The organism is Sinorhizobium terangae (genome assembly GCF_029714365.1).
In the GTDB taxonomy this organism is placed as follows: Bacteria; Pseudomonadota; Alphaproteobacteria; order Rhizobiales; family Rhizobiaceae; genus Sinorhizobium; species Sinorhizobium terangae.
The window spans coordinates 546,424-569,853 of sequence record NZ_CP121660.1; the positions used below are offsets into that span (position 1 = coordinate 546,424).

The 23,430-nt window shown below is 60.9% G+C and carries 16 protein-coding genes and 3 pseudogenes; 9 read left to right on the forward strand and 10 right to left on the reverse strand.

Annotation, left to right across the window (positions count from 1 at the left end):
* Positions 1–4 precede the first annotated feature (4 nt).
* Positions 5–1,900 (reverse strand): potassium transporter Kup, encoded by a 1,896-nt coding sequence (locus QA637_RS21260; protein WP_283066728.1) that lies wholly within the window; start codon positions 1,898–1,900, stop codon positions 5–7.
* Between the two features lie 725 nt (positions 1,901–2,625).
* On the opposite strand from QA637_RS21260, the gene QA637_RS21265 reads away from it, so the two are divergent.
* Positions 2,626–2,934, forward strand: coding sequence for a VOC family protein (locus QA637_RS21265; protein WP_283066729.1), 309 nt, complete (start codon positions 2,626–2,628; stop codon positions 2,932–2,934).
* A gap of 63 nt (positions 2,935–2,997) precedes the next feature.
* Here the strand turns inward: QA637_RS21265 and QA637_RS21270 are convergent, their stop codons facing one another.
* Positions 2,998–3,588, reverse strand: coding sequence for an SOS response-associated peptidase (locus QA637_RS21270; protein WP_283066731.1), 591 nt, complete (start codon positions 3,586–3,588; stop codon positions 2,998–3,000).
* A 57-nt stretch (positions 3,589–3,645) separates the two neighbouring features.
* On the opposite strand from QA637_RS21270, the gene QA637_RS21275 reads away from it, so the two are divergent.
* On the forward strand, positions 3,646–4,143 hold the full coding sequence (locus QA637_RS21275; protein ID WP_283066733.1) for an SOS response-associated peptidase family protein: 498 nt from the start codon (positions 3,646–3,648) through the stop codon (positions 4,141–4,143).
* Here the strand turns inward: QA637_RS21275 and dinB are convergent.
* Together dinB and QA637_RS21285 are read right to left on the reverse strand one after the other, a co-directional pair.
* Complete coding sequence (gene dinB / locus QA637_RS21280) at positions 4,140–5,231, reverse strand: DNA polymerase IV (protein WP_283066735.1); 1,092 nt, start codon at positions 5,229–5,231, stop codon at positions 4,140–4,142. The two genes, QA637_RS21275 and dinB, sit on opposite strands and share 4 nt — an antisense overlap.
* Positions 5,232–5,235: 4 nt before the next feature.
* The gene (locus QA637_RS21285) at positions 5,236–5,502 is read right to left on the reverse strand and encodes a hypothetical protein (protein ID WP_283066737.1); all 267 of its coding nucleotides are present in this window, start codon (positions 5,500–5,502) and stop codon (positions 5,236–5,238) included.
* Between the two features lie 161 nt (positions 5,503–5,663).
* On the opposite strand from QA637_RS21285, the pseudogene QA637_RS21290 reads away from it, so the two are divergent.
* The 3 genes and pseudogenes from QA637_RS21290 to QA637_RS21300 form a co-directional block, all read left to right on the forward strand.
* A pseudogene (locus QA637_RS21290) lies at positions 5,664–6,423 on the forward strand (ImuA family protein).
* A complete protein-coding gene (locus tag QA637_RS21295; protein WP_283066738.1) occupies positions 6,344–7,858 on the forward strand; it encodes a Y-family DNA polymerase in 1,515 nt (504 codons plus the stop codon). Before QA637_RS21290 ends, QA637_RS21295 begins: the two are co-directional and overlap by 80 nt.
* A pseudogene (locus tag QA637_RS21300) lies at positions 7,858–10,119 on the forward strand (error-prone DNA polymerase); the annotation flags it as partial. The gene QA637_RS21295 and the pseudogene QA637_RS21300, both read left to right, overlap by 1 nt.
* A 583-nt stretch (positions 10,120–10,702) precedes the next feature.
* Here QA637_RS21300 and QA637_RS21305 read toward each other — a convergent pair.
* Positions 10,703–11,778 (reverse strand): annotated as a pseudogene (locus QA637_RS21305) (IS110 family RNA-guided transposase); the annotation flags it as partial.
* A gap of 107 nt (positions 11,779–11,885) precedes the next feature.
* Here QA637_RS21305 and QA637_RS21310 point away from each other — a divergent pair.
* The gene (locus tag QA637_RS21310) at positions 11,886–13,004 is read left to right on the forward strand and encodes an IS110 family RNA-guided transposase (protein WP_283066304.1); all 1,119 of its coding nucleotides are present in this window, start codon (positions 11,886–11,888) and stop codon (positions 13,002–13,004) included.
* Between the two features lie 244 nt (positions 13,005–13,248).
* Here QA637_RS21310 and QA637_RS21315 read toward each other — a convergent pair whose 3' ends face one another.
* From QA637_RS21315 to QA637_RS21325, 3 genes are all read right to left on the reverse strand, one after another.
* Entirely contained in the window at positions 13,249–13,401 is a 153-nt protein-coding gene (locus QA637_RS21315) for a hypothetical protein (RefSeq protein ID WP_283066306.1), read from the reverse strand.
* 328 nt (positions 13,402–13,729) lie between these two features.
* Entirely contained in the window at positions 13,730–14,359 is a 630-nt protein-coding gene (locus QA637_RS21320; protein ID WP_136509942.1) for a LysE family translocator, read from the reverse strand.
* A gap of 1,098 nt (positions 14,360–15,457) precedes the next feature.
* Entirely contained in the window at positions 15,458–16,471 is a 1,014-nt protein-coding gene (locus QA637_RS21325; RefSeq protein ID WP_283066739.1) for a chemotaxis protein CheB, read from the reverse strand.
* A gap of 247 nt (positions 16,472–16,718) precedes the next feature.
* Here QA637_RS21325 and QA637_RS21330 point away from each other — a divergent pair, with 247 nt between their 5' ends.
* From QA637_RS21330 to QA637_RS21340, 3 genes are all read left to right on the forward strand, one after another.
* Positions 16,719–20,210 (forward strand): chemotaxis protein CheB, encoded by a 3,492-nt coding sequence (locus QA637_RS21330; RefSeq protein WP_283066741.1) that lies wholly within the window; start codon positions 16,719–16,721, stop codon positions 20,208–20,210.
* On the forward strand, positions 20,194–20,580 hold the full coding sequence (locus QA637_RS21335) for a response regulator (protein ID WP_283066743.1): 387 nt from the start codon (positions 20,194–20,196) through the stop codon (positions 20,578–20,580). Before QA637_RS21330 ends, QA637_RS21335 begins: the two co-directional genes overlap by 17 nt.
* A 205-nt stretch (positions 20,581–20,785) precedes the next feature.
* Positions 20,786–21,403, forward strand: a complete 618-nt coding sequence (locus QA637_RS21340) for a hypothetical protein (protein WP_283066744.1) — start codon at positions 20,786–20,788, stop codon at positions 21,401–21,403.
* 121 nt (positions 21,404–21,524) lie between these two features.
* On the opposite strand, the gene QA637_RS21345 is transcribed toward QA637_RS21340, so the two are convergent.
* Positions 21,525–22,121 (reverse strand): tyrosine-type recombinase/integrase, encoded by a 597-nt coding sequence (locus QA637_RS21345; RefSeq protein ID WP_283066745.1) that lies wholly within the window; start codon positions 22,119–22,121, stop codon positions 21,525–21,527.
* A gap of 499 nt (positions 22,122–22,620) precedes the next feature.
* Entirely contained in the window at positions 22,621–23,412 is a 792-nt protein-coding gene (locus tag QA637_RS21350; protein WP_283066747.1) for a hypothetical protein, read from the reverse strand.
* Positions 23,413–23,430 lie beyond the last annotated feature (18 nt).

Here is a 23,430-nt window from a genome sequence, read left to right on the forward strand (position 1 = left end):
TCGGTCAGACAAGCACCTGCTCGCCGATCTCGACAACGCGGTTGGGCGGCAGGCTGAAGTAATCAGAAGGGTCGATCGCCGCATGCGACATCGCTATGAACAGCCGGTCCTGCCATCCGGGCAGGCCAGTATCGGGGTCTGACACGAGCTTGCGCCGTCCAACAAAGAAGGACGTCGACATAATCTCGAATTTCAGCCCCGCTTTCCTGCACATTGCGAAGGCCTGTGAGACATTCTGCTCGTCCATGAAGCCAAAGTTGACGGTGAGCTTGCTGAACCGATCCGAAAGTCTCGTTAGCTCGATCCGATCAGTCTCAGGCACGAACGGAACGCGACGGGTTCTAACGTGAAGGACGATATTCTGCGCGTGCAGCACATGATTGTGCTTGAGATTATGAAGCAGCACCGCGGGAGCCTTGTCCGGCACGCTCGCCAAAAAGACCGCCGTCCCTGGGACGTCCGCGGGAGCGTGTTCAGATTTTCGCTCGACCAATCGTATGAACGCTTCCAGCGACATGTCGTTGCGGCCAATCTTCTCCTTTACCAAGCGCGTGCCCTTCTGCCATGTCCACATCATCAGCATAATCGTGCCGGCGATCATGATGGGCACGTAGCCACCGTCGTGGACCTTCAGCAGGTTGGCCGCGAGAAAGATGCACTCGAGAACGAACAGGGGCAGGAGTACGCTTAGAGCAAAGATCATCGACCACCCCCACACCCATGTCAGGAACGGGAATGCCAAGAGCGTGGTCACGACCATCGCCCCTGTGACCGAGATTCCATAGGCGGTGGCAAGCGCCTCCGAACTTCCGAAGATGATGACGAGCGTCAGTACGCCCATGAAAAGCAGCGAGTTTACGGATGGCACATAGATCTGGCCGGTCGTCGTTTGGGACGTGAAGCGTATCTCGAGGCGGGGCAGAAAACCGAGATGGATCGCCTGGCGGGCCAAGGAGAAAGCGCCGGTTATGACCGCCTGGCTGGCGATAATGGTCGCAAGTGTCGCCAGGATCACGATCGGCAGCAGCGCCCATTCCGGAAACATCAGAAAGAAGGGATCCTCGATCGCCGTCGGGTGCGTGAGCACGAGTGCGCCCTGTCCGAGATAGTTGAGCGCCAGCGCCGGGAATACCACCAGAAACCATGCCGTCTGAATGGGTGTGCGCCCGAAGTGGCCGAGGTCGGCATAGAGAGCTTCCGCTCCGGTGACGGTCAGAAAGACCGCGCCGAGAACGACCAGGCCGACGAAACCCGCATGGGTAATGAAATCGAGCGCGTAGAGTGGATTGAATGCATTGAGAATCGAGAAATCGTCACTGATGTGGGCGATCCCGCCGAGCGCCATGGCGACGAACCAGACGAGGGTGATTGGGCCGAAGAACTTGGAGACAGCTTCCGTACCCCTTGATTGCACGAGAAAGAGCGCCGCCAGGATCGTCACCGAGATCGGCAGGACGTAGTCCGAAAGAGCGGGAGTGACCAGCTTCAATCCCTCCACGGCCGAAAGCACAGAAAGTGCCGGCGTGATCATCGCATCGCCAATGAAGAGGGCCGCGCCCGTCAAACCAGCCAGAAACAGCAGCGCGATGCTGCCTTGTGCTTTCTTCATCAGGAGAGCGAGCAAAGAGAGCGTCCCGCCTTCGCCGTCATTGTCGGCGCGAAGAAGGAAGAGCACGTATTTCAGCGTCACGATGACCGTCAACGTCCAGATCATCAACGAAATCAACCCGATGACTTCGTTTTCGTGCACGCCATCGTGCGCGAACGGCCGCAACGCCTCGCGAAAGGCGTAAAGCGGGCTGGTGCCGATATCGCCATAGACAACCCCGATCGAGCCCACCAGGAGTGCGGCGAAGCGGCCGTGAGCTTTGTCGGGATGGCCGGCTTGTGTTGCTGTCATGAGGACCTCGGATTGGACTGCCAGGGATGTCGACCCCGTCGTGCATGGATGATATTCATGCCTCTACGGATACCGGTTCCCGGTCGGGAAGATATTGCGGAAAAATCCGCAGTCAATGTCGCTGCGGCTGCGGTAACTTCCACCTATTGTCTTCATCCGAAGCGGCATTCGGCGGCTTCCTCGCAGGTGCTGTAAGTGATCGGTCTCCGGCAAAATTCCCTGCACCGCTCCGGAGTCCACTTTCGCTCAGCACCGGAAATTCCCATCGTTGTCGGCGAGTGACCGCAACGGGTCGAAGGGAGCCGTTCCTCTCGAGCCCTTTGCACGGCTTGTTGCGAAGATGTTCACGTTCTGGGCCAAATAGATCGCATAATGTATCGTCGGGGGCTCCCTCACTGCGCAGGCGAGGCAGCGGAAGCCGACTGCTTGCTCTTCGCTTCCTTTACATTCGCCTTGGCGATGCTCACGCGGCGGAGGAGCGGCAAGGCCCAATGATAACAGGCCCGCTCACGGTCTGCGCTTCTGCGGCAATGCTCTTTGGACGCAAAAGACGGCGCCAAACTGAAGGTGCCAAGTGCCAAGCCATGATTTAACGGGAGGATTGCTCATGAAGGCCCGGATTTCTGTACTGACGCTTGGTATCGCAGATCTTGAACGGTCGCTCGCTTTTTATCGTGACGGACTGGGACTGCACACCCCAGGGATCGTGGGCCGCGAATTCGAGCATGGCGCCGTCGCGTTCTTTGATCTCTCGAACGGGGGTCAAACTTGCTATCTGGGATCAGGACGATTTGGCTCACGATAGCGGCCTGACGAAAGCGCCAGCCAGCAGCACATCGTTCTCGATCGGCCACAACGTCTCGCAGCGAAGCGAGGTGGATGAAGTCATGGAACAGGCACGCGAAGCGGGCGCAGCCATCGTGAAGCCCGCCCAAGAGACATTCTACGGGGGATATGCGGGCTACTTCACCGATCCCGATGGCCATTTGTGGGAGGTCGTGTGGAATCCGGCCAATTTGCCGGAGGGGGACTGACTTGAGCCGACTCCCGTGAAGCTGAGGCTTCCGCAAAGAGCGACGCTGCCAGTTGTTTGCCGGTTAACCCACGTGGTCGACGGTTAAAGTGCCTGCCGGTAGCGGTTTGATGAGCGCCTTGGCCGAAACGGTCGGATCCAGCCAATCAGCCCAGGCGTTTCGCTCCAGAATGACGATCTGCCGGTCGTGGTATGGGGCGATGTCCGGCCCCGGCTCCATCGTCAGCATGGTAAAGGCTTGCCCAACCTCGGGGGTTTCGCGCCAGATGCCGGCGATGCAGAAGATCGGCTCGTCTTTCTTGGTGAACAGCCACTTGTCCTTGCGCTTCTTTTTCGGATCCTTCGGGTCGGTGAATTCGTAGAAACCGTCCGCAATGATCAGGCAGCGATTGGAATTGAACTCCCGCCCTTCCGACCGGAAATTATACACCGGCCGCTTGTTCGGCCCCGGCCAGCTCCAGCGCCGCTGCACGAGCTCGGCCTCATCGCGCGCCCCATCGATCGTCCGGATGATCGGGCCGATATCGGTGATCTTGATGTCCTCACGCGCTTCAAGGTTCGGCGCACCTTCGCCGAAACGGATCTTGATCTTGAGCTCGGCAAAGTCCTCGACAATCGAGGTGACATCCACCATCAGCCGATAATCATTGCACATGCGTCCTCCGTCTCAGGTCTGATTGTCTCTCAATCGCGTTCCTGGTATGTTCTGCCTATGATGAGTGCGACCGTTTTCCAGTCCGACGCCCCGCTCGATGAGCGCCGTGTGATCATAAGGCGCCATCACGGCGATGTGGAGATGGTGGAGCTGCCGTGGGGACTGCGGCCGCGCGACGGCGATGCGCGCCCTGTGAACGTCGTCCGGTCGGAAGGAAGGACCTTTCCGACCCACCGCTGCCTGGTGCCGGCCTCGGAGTTTCGCCACAGGAGCTTCAGCTTCTCGCTCGCCAGCGGCGACTGGTTTTACTTCGCTGGGATTTGGCGGCCGGCGACCCAGGACTGGCCGGACGCTTACGCCATTCTGACGATCGAGGCGAATGCCGATCTCGCGCCGTTTCACGACCGGCAGATGGCGGTGCTGAACCGGGATCAACGCCTGGCCTGGCTCGACGGACTTGTGTCTGAGGACGAAATCCTCCGTCCGTTGCCAGCGGGGACCTTCCGGGTCAAGCGCCATTCGATCGATCCTGTCCAGGCGACGCTGGCGGTCTAAAGCGCCAACCGCAACTGCGGCATCGCTCCGGAGGTCTGCCGTTCCAATGATGACAGCGAGACGCCGAGCAGGCGGATTCCCCTGCGCGGCGGAAAGATCGGCGCGAGAAGCAGGCCGACCACCTCCTCAAGCTCGCCGATCGTTTGCAGAGGTGCCGTAACCGTCTTGCTGCGGGTGATCTGGCTGAAGTCCGCATACTTGACCTTGAGCGTCACGGTCTTGGCGCCGATTTCATTGGCCTCGCAATAACCCCAGACCTTCTCGATCAGCGGCTGAAGGCCTTCGCGTGCCGGCTCAAAGGAGTGGATGTCCTCAGAGAACGTGTCTTCCGCGCCGACGGATTTCCGCACGCGGTCCGGCTTGACCTCGCGATTGTCGATGCCGCGGGCAATTCCAAAGAAATATGGTCCCGACTTCCCGAAGTGTTCGACCAGGAACTCGAGTGTCTTGTCCTTGAGGTCTGCGCCCGTCTCGATCCCGAGCCTATGCATTTTTTCGGCCGTCGCGGGGCCTACTCCATGGAATTTCTTGACCGGGAGGGCCTCGACGAAGGCCGGTCCGTTCTTCGGCGTAATGACAGCCTGACCATTGGGCTTGTTCAGGTCGGATGCGATCTTGGCGAGGAATTTGTTGTAGGAAATCCCGGCCGACGCATTGAGGCCGGTGACCTGCTTGATCTTTGCTCGGATCTCCGCGGCAATCTCGGTGGCGATCTCCATGCCCTTCAGGTTTTCGGTGACGTCGAGATAGGCCTCGTCAAGCGAGAGCGGCTCGATCATCGGCGTGTATTCGGCGAAGATCGCGCGGATCTGCAACGAGACGGCCTTGTAGACGTCAAAGCGCGGTTTGACGAAGATGAGGTCGGGGCATTTGCGCTTCGCGGTCACCGAAGGCATCGCCGAATGAACGCCGAACTTGCGTGCCTCATAGCTGGCGGCAGCCACGACGCCGCGGGCTGCAGGATAGCCGACGGCAACGGGCAGGCCCCGCAGCTCGGGATTGTCGCGCTGTTCGACCGATGCGTAGAAGGCGTCCATATCCACATGCACGATCTTGCGCGCTCGTTTGCTGCCTTCGTCGCTCGTCATGGCACTAGCTTCCATCAGGACCATTTATATCGCCCAGGCATGGAAAGTGCGCGTGGCATTTGTCACCCTCCGGCGTTTGCATGCGCTGGCAGCCCATTGCCATGCGCCGGCGGATCACCGCGAAGCTCATGCTGGCGCCAAACGCTTTCACCAACAGTTCTCGCTCAAGCGCGCAATGGCGATCGCATGGCCGACGGATGAATTCAATGATCGGCTCACGGTGACCCCTCAGTCTCGGATCCAGATCGTTCACAGGCTCCGGTCGCGCCATGCGAAAAAATTCCCATTCATGCCATCGAATTGAATCCGTTCAAGGATTTCTTCGATGGGCACTGTCGCTCAACTCACGCGCGCCACGTGCGCATTGACTCATTTTCACTTTGAGAACAAATACAGAACGTATTTCACCATCTCAAGCCGAAAACGGAGATCATGACCGCAGCCGTCGTCACTTCGAACACCGCCCTCGCTGAGTTGCGCGGGAAAATCGCCAGCCTGGAAGGGGCGGGCTCACGCCAACGAAGCGTCTTGCCGTTCGGGGTGCAGGAGATCGATGCGCAGCTACCGGGAGGTGGGCTCGCCTATGGTGCGCTGCACGAAGTGGCAGGCGGCGGAAACGGCGCGGTCGACGGCGCGGCTGCGGCACTCTTCATCGGCGGCATTGCCGCGCGCACCACCGGCAAGGTGGTCTGGTGCCTGACGCGCTTTGATGTCTTCTTTCCGGCTCTTGCCCAGGTTGGGCTTCATCCCGACCGCGTCACCTTCGTCGAGTGCGACAAGGAAGAGACCGTGCTCGCAAGCTTCGAGGAGGCGCTGCGATATGGCGGCCTTGGCGCGGTGATCGCCGAACTGGTGCCTGCCGATGACGGCATCCCGCCGTCTGCAGCTTGCGGCAGAGAAGTCTGGGACGTTGGGGCTGCTCATCCGTCGATGGCGGCGCCAGACGGAAGCCTCCGACTTCGGCATGCCGACGGCGGCGGCAAGCCGTTGGCGGATTTCGGTGCTGCCGTCCGAGCCGCTGCCGGTGCCGGGCGTCGGACGGGCGCGCTGGCTGGCGGAACTGATGCGGGTGAGGGCAGGGGAGGGAGGCGAGTTCATCATCGGAGCATGTGATGGTCAGGGTCGTATCTGTCTTTCTTCCGACACTGTCGACCGACCGGATCAGGCGGGCCGAGCCTTCGCTGTCTCCTGACACGCCCGTTGTGATGATCGCCAGGAGCGGCTCGAAGCGATGGGTTGCGGCGGCCGATCGGGCAGCTCTTAAACTTGGTCTTCGCGCCGGCATGCCGGCGGCCAACGCGCAGGCGCTGGTCCAGGGCCTGGTGATGATCGATGCCGATCCGGCGGCCGACCTCGCGACGCTTGAACGGCTGACGCTCTGGGCCTTGTCGCAATATTCTCCCGTTGTCGCCATGGATCCTCCTGATGGCATCGTCATGGACACGGAAGGTGCGGATCATCTTCAGGGTGGCGAGGAACTGATGCTGTCCGGTCTCGTCAATCGTTTCCGCGGCCGGGGTCTGGCCGCGCGAGCGGCGATCGCCGACACCTGGGGTGCGGCGCATGCGCTCGCCCGGTCCACGCATCGCGAAACGATCATCGTCCCGCGCGGCGAGACCGCCAAGGCGGTGAACCGGTTGCCGCTCTCATCCCTGCGGCTGCCGGTCGAGATCGTCGGAAGCCTCCACACTCTCGGCTTTGCTACGGTCGGCGATCTTGCGGCAACGCCGCGCGCGCCGCTGACGTTGCGCTTCGGCCCGGAGGTCGGGCGATGTCTCGACCAGATGTTCGGCCGGCTCGGCGAGCCGATCGATCCGATCCGGCCGGCTGATCTGGTCGAGGAATGCAAGTCTTTCGCAGAACCGATCGGCGCGCCGGAAACGATCGAGAAATATGTGACCCGCCTCGTGCGGCAGCTCTGTCTGGAGCTCGAGAAGCGGGGGCTTGGCGTGCGGCGTGCCGATCTTATCGTCCAGCGCGTCGACAACACCATCCAGGCTGTGAGGGCAGGGACGGCGAAGCCGGTCCGAGACGTGGCCTGGCTGACAAAACTGTTCAGGGACCGCATAGAGAAGATCGAGCCTGGCTTCGGCATCGAAAAACTCAGTCTGGCGGCCACTCTGGCCGAGCCACTCGTCGAAACGCAATCGGCCTCATCCCTGATCGAAGAGCAGGTTACCGATGTGACGCCGCTCATCGATGTGCTCGGCAATCGCGGCGGCCAGCGGATTTTCCGCGTAGCGCCGGTTGCAAGCGACGTCCCGGAGCGCAGTGTCCAGCGGATCGCGCCGACGGCCGATGAGGACGGCGCCACCTGGCCGATGCACTGGCCGAGGCCGCCACGGCTTCTAACGCGTCCAGAACTGATCGAGGTGATTGCACTCTTGCCCGATCATCCGCCGGTCTCGTTTACCTGGCGCGGCAAGCGCCGCCGGGTGAAGCGCGCCGACGGACCGGAACGGATTTTCGGGGAGTGGTGGAAACGCAGCGCCGAGTGGATCGCCGTCCGCGACTACTTCGTCGTCGAGGATGACAGCGGCGAGCGCTTCTGGATCTTCCGGTCCGGCGACGGCGTCGATGCGGAAACCGGATCGAACAAATGGTTCCTGCACGGGGTGTTTGCGTGATGCGCTATGCCGAACTCCAGGTCACCACCCATTTCTCGTTCTTGAGGGGCGCAAGCTCGGCTGAGGAACTGTTTGCGACGGCAAAGCTGATGGGGATCGAAGCGCTCGGCGTCGTCGACCGCAATAGTCTTGCCGGCATCGTGCGGGCGCTGGAAGCTTCGCGCGCCACCGGCTTGCGGCTCGTCGTCGGCTGCCGGCTCGATCTGCAGGACGGCATGTCGATCCTCGCCTATCCCACCGATCGCGCCGCCTATTCGCGCCTGACGCGGCTACTGACGCTCGGCAAGGGCCGGGGCGGGAAGGCCAGCTGTATCCTGCACCTCGATGACGTCAGGCTCTATTCTGAGGGGCTGATCGGCGTCCTGCTGCCGGACTTGGCCGATGAGACCTGTGCCGTACAGCTCAGGAAGATGGCCGATGTATTTGGCGACCGCGCCTATGTCTCGCTCTGCCTGCGCCGTCGTCCGAACGATCAACTTCGCCTGCATGAGCTGTCGAACCTGGCCATAAAGCACCGGGTGAAGACCGTCGTCACCAATGACGTGCTGTTTCATGAGCCCGGCCGGCGGCAGCTGCAGGATGTCGTCACCTGCATCCGCACCGGCACCACAATCGACGATGTCGGTTTCGAGCGCGAGCGGCACGCCGACGGCTATCTGAAGCCGCCGGAGGAGATGGCCCGTCTTTTCGCTCGCTACCCGGAAGCCCTCGCACGCACGACGGAGATCGTCGAGCGGTGCAGGTTCTCTCTCGAGGAGCTCGTTTATCAATATCCCGAGGAAGCGCTGATCCCGGGCCTGACCGCGCAACAGTCGCTGGAGCACTACACCTGGGAAGGCGTCAAGATGCGTTACCCCGAGGGGCTGCCGGCGCATGTCGAAAAGACCATTCGCCACGAACTGGCGTTGATCGAGACGATGAAATACGCGCCCTACTTCCTGACGGTGTTCTCCATCGTCCGTTATGCCCGGTCACAAGGCATTCTCTGTCAGGGCAGGGGATCAGCGGCCAATTCCGCCGTGTGCTATGTGCTCGGCATCACTTCGATCGATCCCGACACCAACGATCTGCTGTTCGAGCGCTTTGTCTCCCAGGAGCGCGACGAACCGCCCGATATCGATGTCGATTTCGAACATGAGCGGCGCGAAGAGGTGATCCAGTGGATCTACAAGACCTATGGCCATGACAAGGCGGCCCTCTGCTCGACGGTCACCCGCTATTGGGCCAAGGGCGCCATTCGCGACGTCGGCAAGGCGCTGGGGTTGCCGGAGGATCTGATCAAGGCGCTCTCCTCCGGCATCTGGTCCTGGTCGGAGACCGTCGGCGAGCGGCAGGTGCGTGAACTCGGCCTCAATCCGGACGACCGGCGTCTCGCTTTGACCCTAACGCTTGCCCAGCAGCTGATGGGTGCGCCGCGGCATCTCGGTCAGCATCCCGGCGGCTTCGTTCTCACCCATGACAGGCTCGATGATCTTGTGCCGATCGAGCCGGCGACGATGGCCGACCGGCAGGTGATCGAATGGGACAAGGACGACGTCGAGGCGCTGAAATTCATGAAGGTCGATGTGCTGGCGCTCGGCATGCTGACCTGCATGGCCAAGGCCTTCGCGCTGATCCGGGAGCACAAGCATGAGAATCTAGACCTTGCGACGATCCCGCAGGAGGATCCGGCGACCTATGCGATGATCCGCAAGGCCGACACGCTCGGCACCTTCCAGATCGAATCCCGCGCGCAGATGTCGATGCTGCCGAGGATGAAACCGAGGACTTTTTATGACTTGGTCATTCAGGTGGCGATCGTCCGCCCCGGGCCGATCCAGGGCGACATGGTGCATCCCTACCTGCGCCGACGCGAAGGCAAGGAGAAGGTCGAATACCCGACACCCGAACTGGAGGCGGTCCTCCACAAGACACTCGGCGTGCCGCTGTTTCAGGAGTCGGCGATGAAGGTGGCGATGGTCTGCGCGGGATTCACCGGCGGCGAAGCCGACCAGCTGCGGAAATCCATGGCGACCTTCAAGTTCACAGGTGGCGTCTCGAAGTTTAAGGACAAGCTCGTCTCCGGCATGATCAGGAACGGCTACTCGCCGGAGTTCGCCGAGAAGACATTCTCGCAGCTCGAAGGCTTCGGTTCCTATGGGTTCCCGGAAAGCCATGCGGCCTCCTTTGCGCTGATCGCCTATGCCTCCAACTACGTGAAGTGCCATTTTCCGGACGTCTTCTGCGCGGCACTTCTGAACTCGCAGCCGATGGGCTTTTGGTTCATCTGGTCGCCCAGCAGCTCTTCGATCTCTCGGCCGATCTGTCGAGCCTTGCCGAGCGCGATGGCGAATTCCGGCCGGCGACCGGCCGTGGCGACGAATTCGCCCATGGCTCTCCCGGAAGCCTCGATTCCCGCGAGCGAGCGGTCCCGGGAGTTCGGGCGAGGGATATGTTCACGCCGGATCTTCATATCGATACGCTGAAGATCAAGAGCCGGAATTTTCAGTAATGCTCAAGGCTGATGACTGGGTCTTCGGTTCGAATCCTTTCACATCAGGATTTTTGTCAATGGTTCATTCAGGCATTCAGGTGGCATCGAGTTCTCCTTCGTAGCCGGATCCACGGTCTGAGCCCATAGCAATTACCGGCCCGTCCTCGGGCCTATACAACCTCACATCCGGTCGCCGCTTTCAGCGGCTGCACCATTATCCCGCTTTCGACGGGCACGGGCTCAGGAGAACGGGGCCAAACTCAAGATCGGCGGTTAAGGCCAAAAGGATTCCCGGTCCGTTCACCTGGATCCGTCAGGACTGATCAGGCCCTGAGGATGAGTACTCTGCGTTCGATGGCTGCTTCTGTGCTTCAGGTGGTTTTCATGGCCGCACCCTCGATGACGACGCCAGAGGTCACGTACTTCCAGAGTGCAACCAGCAACTTGCGAGCCAAAGCGACAATCATCGGTTGTTTGAGACGACCGCTGTTGCGTGCGATGCGCTCCTTGAACCAGAACGTCAGCGCCGAGTTCGGTTGATGGCGCAGCCATAACCAGGCGAGCTCGACCATCGTCGCTCGCAAGCGCGGATTTCCCGCCTTCGAGACACCCTGCTCACGATTGACGTTGCCGCTTTGCCAGGGCGAAGGAGCGAGTCCTGCGTAGGCAGCGACTTGCCGCCGGTTGTCGAAGTGTCTGAACAAGCCTTCCGTGTGAAGGATCGTCGCGAACTCGGGACCAATTCCCCTGATCCTTAGAAGCGCGGCGGCTCTTGTCGGTGCGCTGGTGGACTCGCGGGACATCAACGCATCTCGGTCTGCTTCCACGGCTTTGATCTGTGTCAGCAGCAATTCGAGGCGATCGAGTTCTCGGCAGATCACGGCTCTCAGGTGCTTCGCTAGCATCCGGCCATCTCCGGTTCGAAGCTCATCCAGACGCTGACGGCGATCGCGCCGCAAAGGCTCGTAATCTCGTATTCCTTGGGAGAAGAGCAGCCCCTTTATGCGATTGACGTGAAAAACACGTTCCGCAATCAGGGTTTTCCGCTCTCGCCCTAGCCGGCGGTTGTCTTCCTCTTCGGGCGTGAGGAGTTTGACCATCGAGCAAGCACGCGGTTCACCGCGTTTCCAGGCCATCAAAGCGCGTATTAATGTTTCGCCGTCGATGCGATCCGTCTTTGCGCGGCGATGACGGCGCGGCATGGCAATGGACGCGGCCTCCACAATATGGCTTCCTTGCTAAGCACTCGCCCCAACCAGAAGCCATCCAGCCCGGCCTCCTGGATCACCACCAGTGGATAAAGCTTATCCACACGCCGCTGCGCTTTCTGGCGAAGGGTGGCAAAACACGAGAGCAAGCCGGCGATGTCACCACCAGGTACAGTATGGCGAGACATCTTTTCGCTTCCCGGCGAGAGCGCGGTCACGAGCCATGTCGATTTGCTCAGACCGTATGTTCTCGGAGTGAAGGTGGCTCACCCCCGCGATAAGCTGAAATCGGGGGTTGCTTCGGAGTCGCCGAAGCCGAGCCCCATAGCTTTGGCGAGGGTGAACCATGAACCAGCATAACAGGCTTTTTGTCGGTTTGGACGTTTCGAAATTGAAGATTTCTGTGGCCGTCGCTGACGGTGAGCGGGGCGGGGAAGTTAGGTTTTATGGGGACGTAGCCTCGGATCCGACCTCGGTGGCGAACATCGTGGAAAAATTGGCGAAGCGAGGAGCTGTCCTCCACTTCTGCTATGAGGCCGGACCGACAGGGTACGAGCTTTACCGTCAGCTTACCAGCATGGGTCACGACTGCGTGATAGTCGCGCCGTCCCTGATACCAAAGCGCCCTGGGGATCGGGTGAAGACGAACCGGCGCGACGCGGTCAGTCTGGCACGCCTACATCGTGCTGGTGAACTGACAGCAATCTGGGTGCCTGACCGCGGGCATGAGGCTATGCGCGATCTCGTGCGGGCTCGAGAAGCAGCACAAGAGGCTCAGAAGCGGGCACGTCAGCAGCTTCAGTCGTTCCTGCTTCGACATGGCCGCATCTATTCGGGCCGCTCGTCCTGGTCGCTGGCGCATATGCGGTGGATATCGACCCTGAAGTTCGAGCATCCAGCCCACTTCGTTGTGCTGAAGGAATACTGTCAGGCGATCGAGGATGCCGAAGTGCGCTTGAAGCGTCTGACCGATCTGATCTCGGAGACTGTCAAATCCTGGACGATGGCTCCTGTTGTCGAAGCCTATCAGGCGTTGCGAGGCGTGTCGTTGATTGCCGCCGTCGTCTTCGTTGCCGAAATTGGCGACATCCGCCGCTTCGAAAACCCCCGCCAGCTGATGGCCTTTCTCGGCCTCGTTCCGTCAGAGAGTTCGACAGGTGAACATGTCAAACGTGGTGGGATCACCAAAGCCGGGAACTCTCGGGCCCGTCGCATGCTGGTCGAAGGCGCATGGGCTTACCGCTTCCCCGCGCGTGTTAGTCGAACCAAGCAAGCGCAGTTGGAAGGCCTACCGAGAACCGTTCGCGAAATAGCGTGGAAAGGTCAGCTCCGCCTCTGCTCTCGCTATCGAAAAATGATCCTCGCGGGGAAGCACAAGGCCATAGCGATTACCGCGATCGCTAGAGAAATGGGAGCCTTCTTATGGGCTATCGGCCAGGAAGTGCAGCCAGTTCATCCAGCTTAACCTAGCGTCCGCATCTCGCGAGTAGTTGGAAGGAGGAGACAAGATCGATCATCTGCTGATGCCCAATGTTGGAGACAGGGCCCCGGTCGGGGAGTCTTCGATGGAATTGAGTGGCCGACTACGTCGACGCCCGTGCTTAGATAGAAGTAGCCCCAGGCGTACACACGGAAATGCGGTATCCAATCCGCGTATAAGAGTTTGCAAACCGTCGTCTTGAGGCCCTGTCTCCAACATTGCGCATTAGCTACACCATGCAGGACCAGCCATTATTGGCTGGATGAACAATCGTGGCCACGCCACTTGCAAATGAACATAAGAGTTCCAACGATACGAAAATTGCGCCAAGATCGACGGGGGTAGCGGCATGTGCCTGCGGTTGATCGGCTTTCATCGGCATGATCGGCCTCCAGAGAGATTTCTAGCGACCTCACGCTGCCACCGTGCAGGCCGCTATCCACCCCTGATGGGATCTCAAGGCGAGACATTCAGAGCCGGCATTTCGAAGAGCGGTCGGTCCAACCGTCCGCCTTGATCCTGGAATGGGTGGGGAACAGCCATTCGGTGTGTTTCCGCCGGACAAGTTGCCCCCAAGCGCGCGAATGGGCAATGGTCGCGAGCATGGAGCGTCTTTAAAGGTCTCACACGAGTCGCTCGCTGATCTGCCTTTGATCGTGAACGAAGACACAGCGCAAACCGGTTGGACCTCAGCCTAGAAACCAGGTCGATTACTTATTCGTCGCCAATGCTGCGGTTGCCCCAAGGCCGATGAACGAGGTACCGGAGAACCAGCGCAGAAATTGCTGAAAGCGCCGGCTGCGGCGAAGGAAATCGCCGACGGTACCAGCTACTAGCGCGAATACTGCATCGCTCATGATGCCTAGCCCCATAAAGGTGAGGCCGAGGATGAGGATCTGCCAATGCAGCGCGCCCCGTGTGGGATCGACGAATTGCGGCAGGAACGCCAGGAAGAAGATTGCCGTTTTCGGATTAAAGAGGTTGACCACAAAGCCATCGCGGAAGGCTCGGCGCAGCGGCTCTGCGGCGACCACCGGTAGTTCGGGGTCGAGTTCCTTGGCCATGAAGGTGCGGATGCCCATCCACACCAGGTAGGCAGCGCCGAGATACTTCACGATGGCGAAGGCCAGCGCCGACGAGACAATGAGGGCCGAGAGACCGATTGCCGCCGCAACAATGTGCACGATGGTTCCGAGATGGATGCCCATCACCGAGACTAACCCCGCAGTTCGACCCTGTTGGATCGATCGTGCCACGATGAAGAGCACGGCCGGGCCGGGCGTCAACAGCAGCACCAGCGACGCCACGACAAACAGTCCCCACAAGGTCAGATCCGGCATGATGCCCCCCTTTGCTTCGCTTCTCTGATAGAAGCCACATAGTGGTGGCGAAAACAAGGGATCACACCTTCCCTCATTCTTGTCGCCGAGCATTGACACTCCGGCGCTAAGGCGGGGAAAAACTCGGCCGAAGGTTGTTTGGCGCGCAGTCGGCCGTAGGTCGTTACAGGAGAGCAGGGGCGTTTCTAAGGTCAGCGAGAAACTGCCAAGCAAATCGCGCATCGTCCCCGATGTGAGCGAAACACGCCCCGGGTTCTGCATCTGCCCTGAGTGTGAGCCTGAACCGTGTGAAATCCAGAAGTGAAGTGCAGTGGAGACCGCGGGAAGGTCGCGAGTGGGTGGACAGCGGAAGTTGGAGAGCAAATCGCTGAGTGACAGCAATGGGGCACAGGAAGCTGACAGATAAACCGGTTAACAGAGGCCGCACCACCGAAGCTTAGCGAGATAGCGGCCTTGGCCTTGTTGCGGCAGGCTTGCGATGCGGTGCTTTTGGTTCGGGTGACGCTTTTCTGCGTCAGTCCGGTCTTCAATTTTCCGCGTGCACATCATATCCGGCCGGGGCTGACCGCGTGTAAGGGGAAAAGTGAACGAAGCGACTACCCCCGGTTAACCAAGCGGTTTGTCTCGCATCTGCCGCAAGGGCGAGTTTCCTTTTCGCGCGCTTAACTGACTTAGTCTCGGTAAGTAGACATTCCACCGGCTCTGGGCAAGAAGGAAAGAGGGCCGACTGCGGAAACAGCGCGCAGCCGAGGTCTGCCTCAACAAGGCCTAAATCGCTGCTGGCAAATTCTCCGGCCTGTGTCGGATAGGCAGCATTGCCGGGAGAGCCTTATCGAACACCTGTCGCTGCCGCTTCACCTCCGTCGAAGAATTTCACGGTCAGATCGCCATTTCTTGTCCCATTGCGCAACACACCACTACCGGCATTCTTCAGTGTTATCTCCACGACAAGATACCGGCGGCTGAACTCGGTGACCGTTCCTGCAGCCACGTTGAGCAAAGAGTTTCAAGGTCGCCGATGACGTGACTACCTGATCGGATAGCAAAAGTACCCGTGACCGCGGGAGAGCGGAACTCTCACTACCCTCGAGCCGGCATCTACTCCTTATCGTTGACTTGGTGGGCGGGCACATCGGCTTTGGCTAGAATGGCGCCACGCAAGGTTTCGGCGTGTCGTCGGATCTCTTCCGCCCGCCGCTTGTTTGCCCTGGCGGCCGCGTCCAGGCCGCTGCGCCAGGCGTCGTCCGCCATTTTTTCGCAGAGCGTGACCCTTTCCTCAATGATCCTGAGCGCCACTCGCATTGCCTCGTCCGCCGCGCCCTCCGTCTCCGTGGCAAGAGTGTCGGATGTGTAGGCGTGGCCAACCTGGCAACGGAATCGGAGTGGCGGCCGGTTCCTGATCTCGGAAAGAACACCGCCGCAGGCCGGACATGAGAGGGGTACGGTGTCTGCGATCGCGTCGATCGCCGCCGGCGTGACTGGGCGGCCCAGCGCCATGTCGACCTCCAGCCTGATGTCAGGCGGTATCGGAACAGCCGGACCTGGCTCTTCGCCGGTGAGCTTGAGGAGCAGCGCGGCGAGATCCGCGAGCGGAGCCCGATAGTCGACGTCGCTGGCTTTGAGCGCCCCCATGGGCATGCCCGGTTCAACCGCATCCAACGGATTTTGCACAACTGTCACGCCGCCGCATCGCTTGAGATCGGCGAGGCCAGCCGCTCCGTCATTTAACATGCCGGTCAGCACGACACCCACCGCCCTTGGCCCGTAGCTCAGGCCGACGGAACGAAAGAGCGGATCGACGGCTGGTCGAGAGAGGTTCTCGCGTGGCCCGCGGCCGAGCTGAATCCTGTTGTCGAGGACGAGGAGATGATGGTCGGCCGGCGCAACGTAAACGCATCCGCGCTCGACATGCTCGCCATCGACCGCCGTCTTGGCGGCAATCTCCGTATGCGCGTTGAAAATATCCGCGAGCAGATCTTTCCCGTGCGCGCCCACATGAATGACGACGAATAGGGTGGCGGCGAGGTCGGAGGGAAGCTCGCGAAGCAGATGTTTCAAAGCGCCGATTGCTCCCAGCGAGCCGCCTATGGCGATCACGTCGCGGCGGACCATGGCATGCTCCATTTCAACTACAACGCTTCACGCGCGCATAGGTTCGATGCCGCTGTACGGAAGATTTTCCCAATGCTTTCTATTGGTGGCCGCCTGTTCGCGGTTATAAGAAGATCACGTCGGAACGCGCCGTTCGGTGTAGAATGGTCGCTTATCCGGCTCTGAAGGTTACCGAAAGTGCCGCAAAGGAGGCCACGCCCGAGCACGCATCGCGGCCTATTGAGCGGATTGCCGGGGGAGGTGAAGCATGGGAAAGGAATCGGATCCGCCGATCGTGGGCATCGGGGCTTCGGCAGGAGGTGTCCAGGCACTTCAGACCTTCTTCGATCATATGCCGACCGATACCGACGCGGCCTTCGTGGTCATTGTTCATCTCGATCCTGATGCCAGGAGCGAGCTCGCCAGCATCCTGGCGTCACGCACTCGGATGCCGGTGACGCAGGTGGAGGACCAGGCCCGGCTCGAACGCAACCACGTGTATGTCATCCCGCCGAACCGGAGGCTGAAGATCGGTGACGGCACGATCTCGGCACTCCCGTTTGAGGAGGCCCGGGCGCACCGCGCACCGATCGATCTGTTCTTTCGATCGCTTGCCGAGGAGCATGGCCCCGGTTTCGCGGTCATTCTCACCGGCGCGGGGGCGGATGGTGCCATCGGCGTCAAGGCCATAAAGGAGGCGGGCGGCATCGTGCTCGTCCAGGACCCGAACGAGGCGGAATATGCCTCGATGCCCCGCAATGCGATTGCCACGGAGGCGGCGGACTTCGTGCTGCCGGTCCAGGAGCTTCCGGAACGGCTGGCCGAGTTTCTGGCCAACCGGACATCGCTCCCCACTGCTGAGGGGCGGCCGAGCGACGAAGACGTGCTCGCGCGGATCCTCGCACATGTGCGCGTCAGAACCGGGCACGATTTTTCGCAGTACAAGCGGGCGACCATTCTGCGCCGGATCGGTCGGCGGGCGCAGGTGACCAGGAAGGAGTCTCTCGCGGACTATTATGCCTATCTGCGCGCGAACGTGGAGGAGGCGCAGGCTCTTTTCAGCGACTTCCTGATTTCCGTCACCACGTTCTTTCGCGATCCGGCCGCCTTCAAGTCGCTCGCCGACAATATCGTTCCGCAACTGTTCGACGGAAAGGAAACCGGTGACAGCATCAGGGTCTGGGTTCCCGGCTGCGCCACCGGGGAAGAGACCTACACGATCGGCATCCTTCTCCTCGAGGAAGCCGCGCGTCGCGATCTCACGCCGGAAATACAGGTCTTCGGCTCCGACCTCGACGGCGGAGCGCTCGCGATTGGGCGCGAGGGACGGTTTCCGGCGACGATCGAAGGGGATCTCTCGGAGGAGAGATTGCGCCGGTTCTTCCAGCGCGAGGGCGATCATTATCGCGTGCGCCGGGAACTGCGCGATATCGTTCTCTTCGCCAGCCACAGCCTGCTTCGAGATCCGCCCTTCTCCCACCTGGACATGATTTCGTGCCGCAACCTGCTGATCTATCTCGACCGGCAGCTGCAGCAACAGGTGTGCAGCACATTTCATTACGCGCTCAATCCGGGCGGGTTCCTTTTCCTCGGATCGTCGGAAAGCGCGGACTATCCGGCCGGGCTCTTTCGCACGGTCGACCGCGAGGCGCGGATTTACCGGTCGGTGGCGGGCACCGGAGAGCGGCGCCCGACGCTGCCGGCGCTGCTCGGCCCGTACCAGACGGCGGAAAGAGCTCCAGTCGTCGCCCGCCCGCCGTCGCCCTCCGCCAGCTTAAGCGATGCTGTCTTGCACCGCCAGATGCTCGAGAAGATCGCTCCACCGAGCATGCTGGTGGACGAGAGCCATCGCGCGGTCCATCTTTCCGAAAACGCCGGCCGCTTCCTGCAGCCGTCGGGCGGGCCAGTCAGCACGGATGCTACCGATCTGGTGCGCGACGAGTTTCGCTTCGACCTCAGGGCGGCGCTGCATCGCGCCTTCGAGCGAAACGAAGCTACCTTGAGCATGCCGATCCTGGCCCAGGTTAACGGACAGGCGCATCGCATCTACCTTCAGGTGAAGCCGGTTATTCAGGGAAGCGACCGGACGCGGCATGCCCTGGTGCTTTTCATAGAAGGCGAGGCGATCGACAAGAGCGACGGCGCCGTTTCCGAGACAATTGACGGGCACCCGGCTACCAGCCAGACGATCCGGCAGTTGCAGGAGGAACTCCAGCTTGCGCAGAACCGGCTGCGGGTGGTGCGGGAGGAATCCGAAGCGGCCAACGAAGAGCTGCGCGCCGCAAACGAAGAACTCCAGTCGATGAACGAGGAATACCGTTCGACCGGGGAGGAACTCGAGACGAGCAAGGAGGAACTCCAGTCGATCAACGAAGAACTGCAGACGGTCAACAACGAGCTGAAACTGAAACTGGAAAGTGTCTCGCGCGCCCATAGCGACTTGCAGAATCTTATGGCGGCGACCGACGTCGCGACGCTCTTTCTCAATCCATCGCTGCGCATCAACCGTTTCACCCCACGTCTGATGGAGATCTTCAACGTCACCGCCAGTGATGAAGGGCGACCGATCACCGACTTCACCCATCAGCTCGAATATGACGCCCTGGCCGATGACGCGCGCGCGGTGTTGGAGCACCTCGCGCCCACAGAACACGAGGTCAAGGGCCGCAACGGTCGCTGGTATCTGGTGCGGATGCGCCCCTACCGCACGATAGACGACAAGATCGACGGCGTCGTGGCGACCTTCGTCGACATCACTCATCGGCGTCAGGCCGAAGAGACCGCCCGCGCGAGCAAGCAGCGTCTCGAGCAGGAAGCGCGACTCGTGGAGCTGTCGCGGTCACCGATATTCGTCTGGGACTTCGACGACGGCATCAAGCAGTGGAACCGAGGCAGCGAGGAGCTCTACGGCTACTCGCGGGAAGAGGCCATCGGAAAGCCAAAGCAAAAGCTGCTCAAGACCGAGGTGCCCGGCTCCTCCTTCGAGAAACTGCGGCAGGCCCTTCTGGAAAACGGCCGCTGGAGCGGCGAACTGCGCCACACGACAAAGGACGGGCAGGTCTTGACGGTGGAGAGCCACATCGAGCTCCTGTCGATGGGAGAGCGGCGCCTCGTTCTCGAAAGCACCCGCGACGTGACCGACCACAGGCGATGGGAACGGCGCCGGCAGCTCCTTGTGAACGAGCTGAGCCATCGCGTCAAGAACACGCTGGCCGTCGTCCAATCGCTGGCGCGCCAGACGATGCGCACCTCGGATTCGCAGGAGGACTTCGTCGAGCGTTTCGAAGGGCGCCTCACAGCACTCTCAAGCGCGCACAAGCTGCTCGTCGAATCGGAATGGAGCGGCGCGGAGCTTGGCGCACTGGCGCGCAGCCAGCTTGAGGCCTATGCGAGCGGTGATCGGCACAGACTGCAGCTTGAGGGCGAGCCTGTGACCCTTCCGGCGGATACTGCGACGCCCTTCGGCCTCGTTCTCCACGAGCTTGCCACCAATGCCGCGAAATACGGAGCTTTCGCCACGGCAAACGGACGGGTCCAGCTCAGTTGGAAGCGCGGGAACAATGACCGCCAACTGATCGTTACCTGGAAGGAACGCGGTGGCCCGCCGGTCGAGCCGCCAGGAGAGCAAGGTTTCGGCGGCGTGTTGATCGAAAAGAGTTTGCCCGGAGCTACGGTTCATCGTGATTTCCACCCGGACGGGGTGGTCTGCACGATCGACATCGAGCTTCCGGAGATCGCGCAAAATGGTGCGGACGGCTGACGAGAACCAACCGCTTTGCGGCGCAAGAATTCTGATCGCTGAGGACGAGATCCTGATCGCACTCGACATGGAGGCGGCATTTCGAGATGCCGGCGCCGATGTCGTCGGCCCGTGTGCGACACTCGCGTCAGCGTTAGACGCGGTCAGGGAAGAAGCACTCTCGCTCGCCGTGCTCGATATTCGCCTTGGTGAGGCCACGACCGAGGAGGTCAGCGACCTCCTCGCCGAACGAGGCATCCCTTTTTTCTTCTACAGCGGACAAAGGTTGCCCGTGGAGATGCAACGGAAGTGTAACGACGCAGTCCTTGTCGAAAAACCGGCCACCCAGCAGCATCTGGTAGGTGCTGCCGCCAAAGTGCTGGCCGCTTAAGAACGTCAAGTTTCCCCCCACCGCCAGACCAAGCGCCAGCGCGGCGTAGGTCTTTCCGACCGATCTCGGTCAGTTTCTTGGAGCGGTCGGCCCGCCAGCCATGCTTCGAATGGTAGAGCCCAGAAGATCGCCGACAGATGATGAGTGCAGTAGCCGAGCAACGTGTGCTTCATCTCCGCACCCTGACGTGCCCAGGATTCTGGCCATGAAGCATATGGCTCACGGCATTGGTTGCTGGAAAATGCTCCGTCCCCCAGCCAGCAGCACTACTGCCACTGTCGTCGTCACTAGGCTTGCGATCGTCCCGGTGGCGAGAGCCGACGGTATCGAGGCTGCTCCGGCTTTGCAGCGACTGACGTTCAACCCCTGCCGCACCGATCGCGGGTCCGAGGACAAGGTGCTATCCGAAACAGGATCGCGTGCACTGGCCGACATTCGGTATCTCCCGATTTATACACACCAATCAGTGCAACGTTGCGATTTTCCGCGCGAGGTTCAGTCTGCTTCGGGCGTTCTGGAACGTGAAGTGCGAGCGCTTGTGCTATATTGGGGGATGGATCACCTTGCCCTCATTGAGGAACACCTGGCAGCGGCGGAAAGGCACGTCGAAGACGGCGAGCGCCATGTAACGCTTCAGCGCGAGATCGTCGCCAAATTGGAGGGGAATGGCAGTGACACTGCGACGGCGCGTCAGTTGCTCTCAACGTTTGAGGAAGCGCTGGCGTGGCATATCGTCGACCGCGATCGGCTCATTGGAGAAAAAATCAATGCAGCCGCCAAGGCTAATAAGCGAATTCGGCAAATGCGCTGGTCGCGCCAATAGCCGCTTCCGACTCGGGATCCGGCCGTTCTGATTAAATGCTGGCGAAGTCCGCCACGGGTCGAATTTGGCCTTCCGCGCGGCGAGCTAGCGGCGCTTCTGTTCGAAGCGCCGCTATTGAGTACTACAGCTCAACCTGCTCAGAGATGGCCAGGGCGTCGTCGACCTCGATCCCGAGGTACCGCACGGTGCTCTCCAGCTTTTTGTGGCCGAGCAAGAGCTGGACGGCGCGCAGGTTGCCGGTCTTCTTGTAAATGTGCGCCGCCTTCGTCCGCCTCATCGAATGCGTGCCGTAGCGCTTGGGATCAAGCCCGATGCTCGACACCCATCTTTCGACGATCCTGCTGTATTGCCGCGTCGACAGATGCGGCTTTGCGTGCACGCGGCTCGGAAACAGGTAATCCCTTTCCACGCGCCTGCGACTTTCGATCCACGCAGCGACAGCCTCGCGCGTTTGATCGGTGAGTTCGAATTGCACGGGTCGGCCGGTCTTCTTCTGGATGATGATTGCCCGGTCGCGAACCCGTCCGCAAATCGCGACATCAGCAACTGAGATCGCGACCAGATCACAAGCGCGCAATTTGCTGTCGATCGCGAGATTGAACAGCGCCAGGTCGCGCACTGCACCCAACATCTGGAGGCGGGTTCGGATGGCCCAGACCTCCTTCGGCTTCAATGGGGGCTTCTGACCGATGATACGGCCCGAGTTCCAGCTAGACATAGCCTTCCTCCCAAAAGCCACCCCCCACACCGCAGCGCTCAACCTTCAAGCGGGCGGATCGTACTTCGAGAAGGATTTTTCGGGTGGTGACCAGTCGTCTGCTGTGGTTAGCCCGAATGGCCGAGATGCGGACTAAGTGGTCATCGCCAAGCCGATTGCCGAATGACGTGTTTGGGGGCGGAAGCGGACCTTCCGCTGCTAAGGCGGTCATTGCGAAGAGCAGACATCCGACGCGTCGGTGCAAAGGTTTGAGATCGGCCCGAAGCGGTCCTCGAAACCGGACGCCGTGAATGGCTCAATTGAGCCCAATCCGGTCCTTCCAGGTGTCGCCGTCAGTGGCACAGGTGGGTCGGAATGCGTCATTCCCCACGCCTGGGCTAATGACGCGAGTGCCTCACCTCCCGGACGTTACTGCCCAATCCATCAAGTTGTCGGTATCCAAGTGCTTTGTGAACCTTTGCGCTTCTTGGGTGGCAAAACCATCGGCCCTTTTGCCAGGCTAGAACCGCACCACGAGTCCCAGGATCGGCCCCTGCTGCACGACGTCGAAGACAAAACCGTCGTCGCTGTAGTCCACCCCGAGGGCGCGGTAGCCGGCAATAGCCGAGACCGCATCGCTGAACCGATAGCCGATCGCCGCGGCGACATCCCAGTCGAGGTCGGCACCACCGGCACCGACAAGGCCCCAGCCCGTCAGGTAGATTTCCGGCGTGATCAAGTAGGTTCCCTTAAAGCCGGTCAAGCCGTCGACCCAGGTCGCGTCATCGGTTCTGGAAACTCCATCGAGAATGCCGCCGCTGAAGGAGAGTTCGCTTTCGACGGACCAGACGCGCAGTCCGCCGACGATATCGAGCCGCGCGGAACTGTCCTCGAAGACCGCATAACCGACGCCGAGCAGGCCGGCGAAGGTCTCGGAGGTGAGTTCGACATCGGTTGCAAGAATGCCCCTCGGCGTGCCGGCCTGACCGGAAATCTTGGTATACATCACATCGCCGAAGATGCTGTAGGGACCATAGCGGGCTTCGCCGGTCGCCATTGCCCCGAAATCGAGATGGTCGAAGATGTCGCCGAAGCTGGCGTTGACATGGGCTTCCGGCAGCCCGAACTGCGCAACGTCCCCGGACAATCCCGCCGCCCAGAAATAAGGCGCGAACGAAAACGTCCAGCCGCTCTCGGTCGTCGCCTCTTGAACCTCCGGCGTCAGCGGTGAACGGATATCCGCGGCCATCGCACCGCCGGCGGCAAGAAGGCTTCCGACGAATGTCAGGGCTCGAATAAGGCGAGACGTCATCTTTTCCCCCGATAGATC

Bases quoted from the DNA above. Each gene is read 5' to 3' on its own strand.
- QA637_RS21275 (WP_283066733.1), top strand. From the start codon at position 3,646: ATGATGAGTGCGACCGTTTTCCAGTCCGACGCCCCGCTCGATGAGCGC.
- QA637_RS21330 (WP_283066741.1), top strand. From the start codon at position 16,719: ATGGGAAAGGAATCGGATCCGCCGATCGTGGGCATCGGGGCTTCGGCA.
- QA637_RS21260 (WP_283066728.1), bottom strand. From the start codon at position 1,900: ATGACAGCAACACAAGCCGGCCATCCCGACAAAGCTCACGGCCGCTTC.
- QA637_RS21270 (WP_283066731.1), bottom strand. From the start codon at position 3,588: ATGTGCAATGATTATCGGCTGATGGTGGATGTCACCTCGATTGTCGAG.
- QA637_RS21285 (WP_283066737.1), bottom strand. From the start codon at position 5,502: ATGGCGCGACCGGAGCCTGTGAACGATCTGGATCCGAGACTGAGGGGT.
- QA637_RS21335 (WP_283066743.1), top strand. From the start codon at position 20,194: ATGGTGCGGACGGCTGACGAGAACCAACCGCTTTGCGGCGCAAGAATT.
- QA637_RS21350 (WP_283066747.1), bottom strand. From the start codon at position 23,412: ATGACGTCTCGCCTTATTCGAGCCCTGACATTCGTCGGAAGCCTTCTT.
- QA637_RS21320 (WP_136509942.1), bottom strand. From the start codon at position 14,359: ATGCCGGATCTGACCTTGTGGGGACTGTTTGTCGTGGCGTCGCTGGTG.
- QA637_RS21325 (WP_283066739.1), bottom strand. From the start codon at position 16,471: ATGGTCCGCCGCGACGTGATCGCCATAGGCGGCTCGCTGGGAGCAATC.
- QA637_RS21340 (WP_283066744.1), top strand. From the start codon at position 20,786: ATGAAGCATATGGCTCACGGCATTGGTTGCTGGAAAATGCTCCGTCCC.
- QA637_RS21310 (WP_283066304.1), top strand. From the start codon at position 11,886: ATGAACCAGCATAACAGGCTTTTTGTCGGTTTGGACGTTTCGAAATTG.
- dinB (WP_283066735.1), bottom strand. From the start codon at position 5,231: ATGACGAGCGACGAAGGCAGCAAACGAGCGCGCAAGATCGTGCATGTG.
- QA637_RS21295 (WP_283066738.1), top strand. From the start codon at position 6,344: ATGGTCAGGGTCGTATCTGTCTTTCTTCCGACACTGTCGACCGACCGG.
- QA637_RS21265 (WP_283066729.1), top strand. From the start codon at position 2,626: ATGGCGCCGTCGCGTTCTTTGATCTCTCGAACGGGGGTCAAACTTGCT.
- QA637_RS21315 (WP_283066306.1), bottom strand. From the start codon at position 13,401: ATGCCGATGAAAGCCGATCAACCGCAGGCACATGCCGCTACCCCCGTC.
- QA637_RS21345 (WP_283066745.1), bottom strand. From the start codon at position 22,121: ATGTCTAGCTGGAACTCGGGCCGTATCATCGGTCAGAAGCCCCCATTG.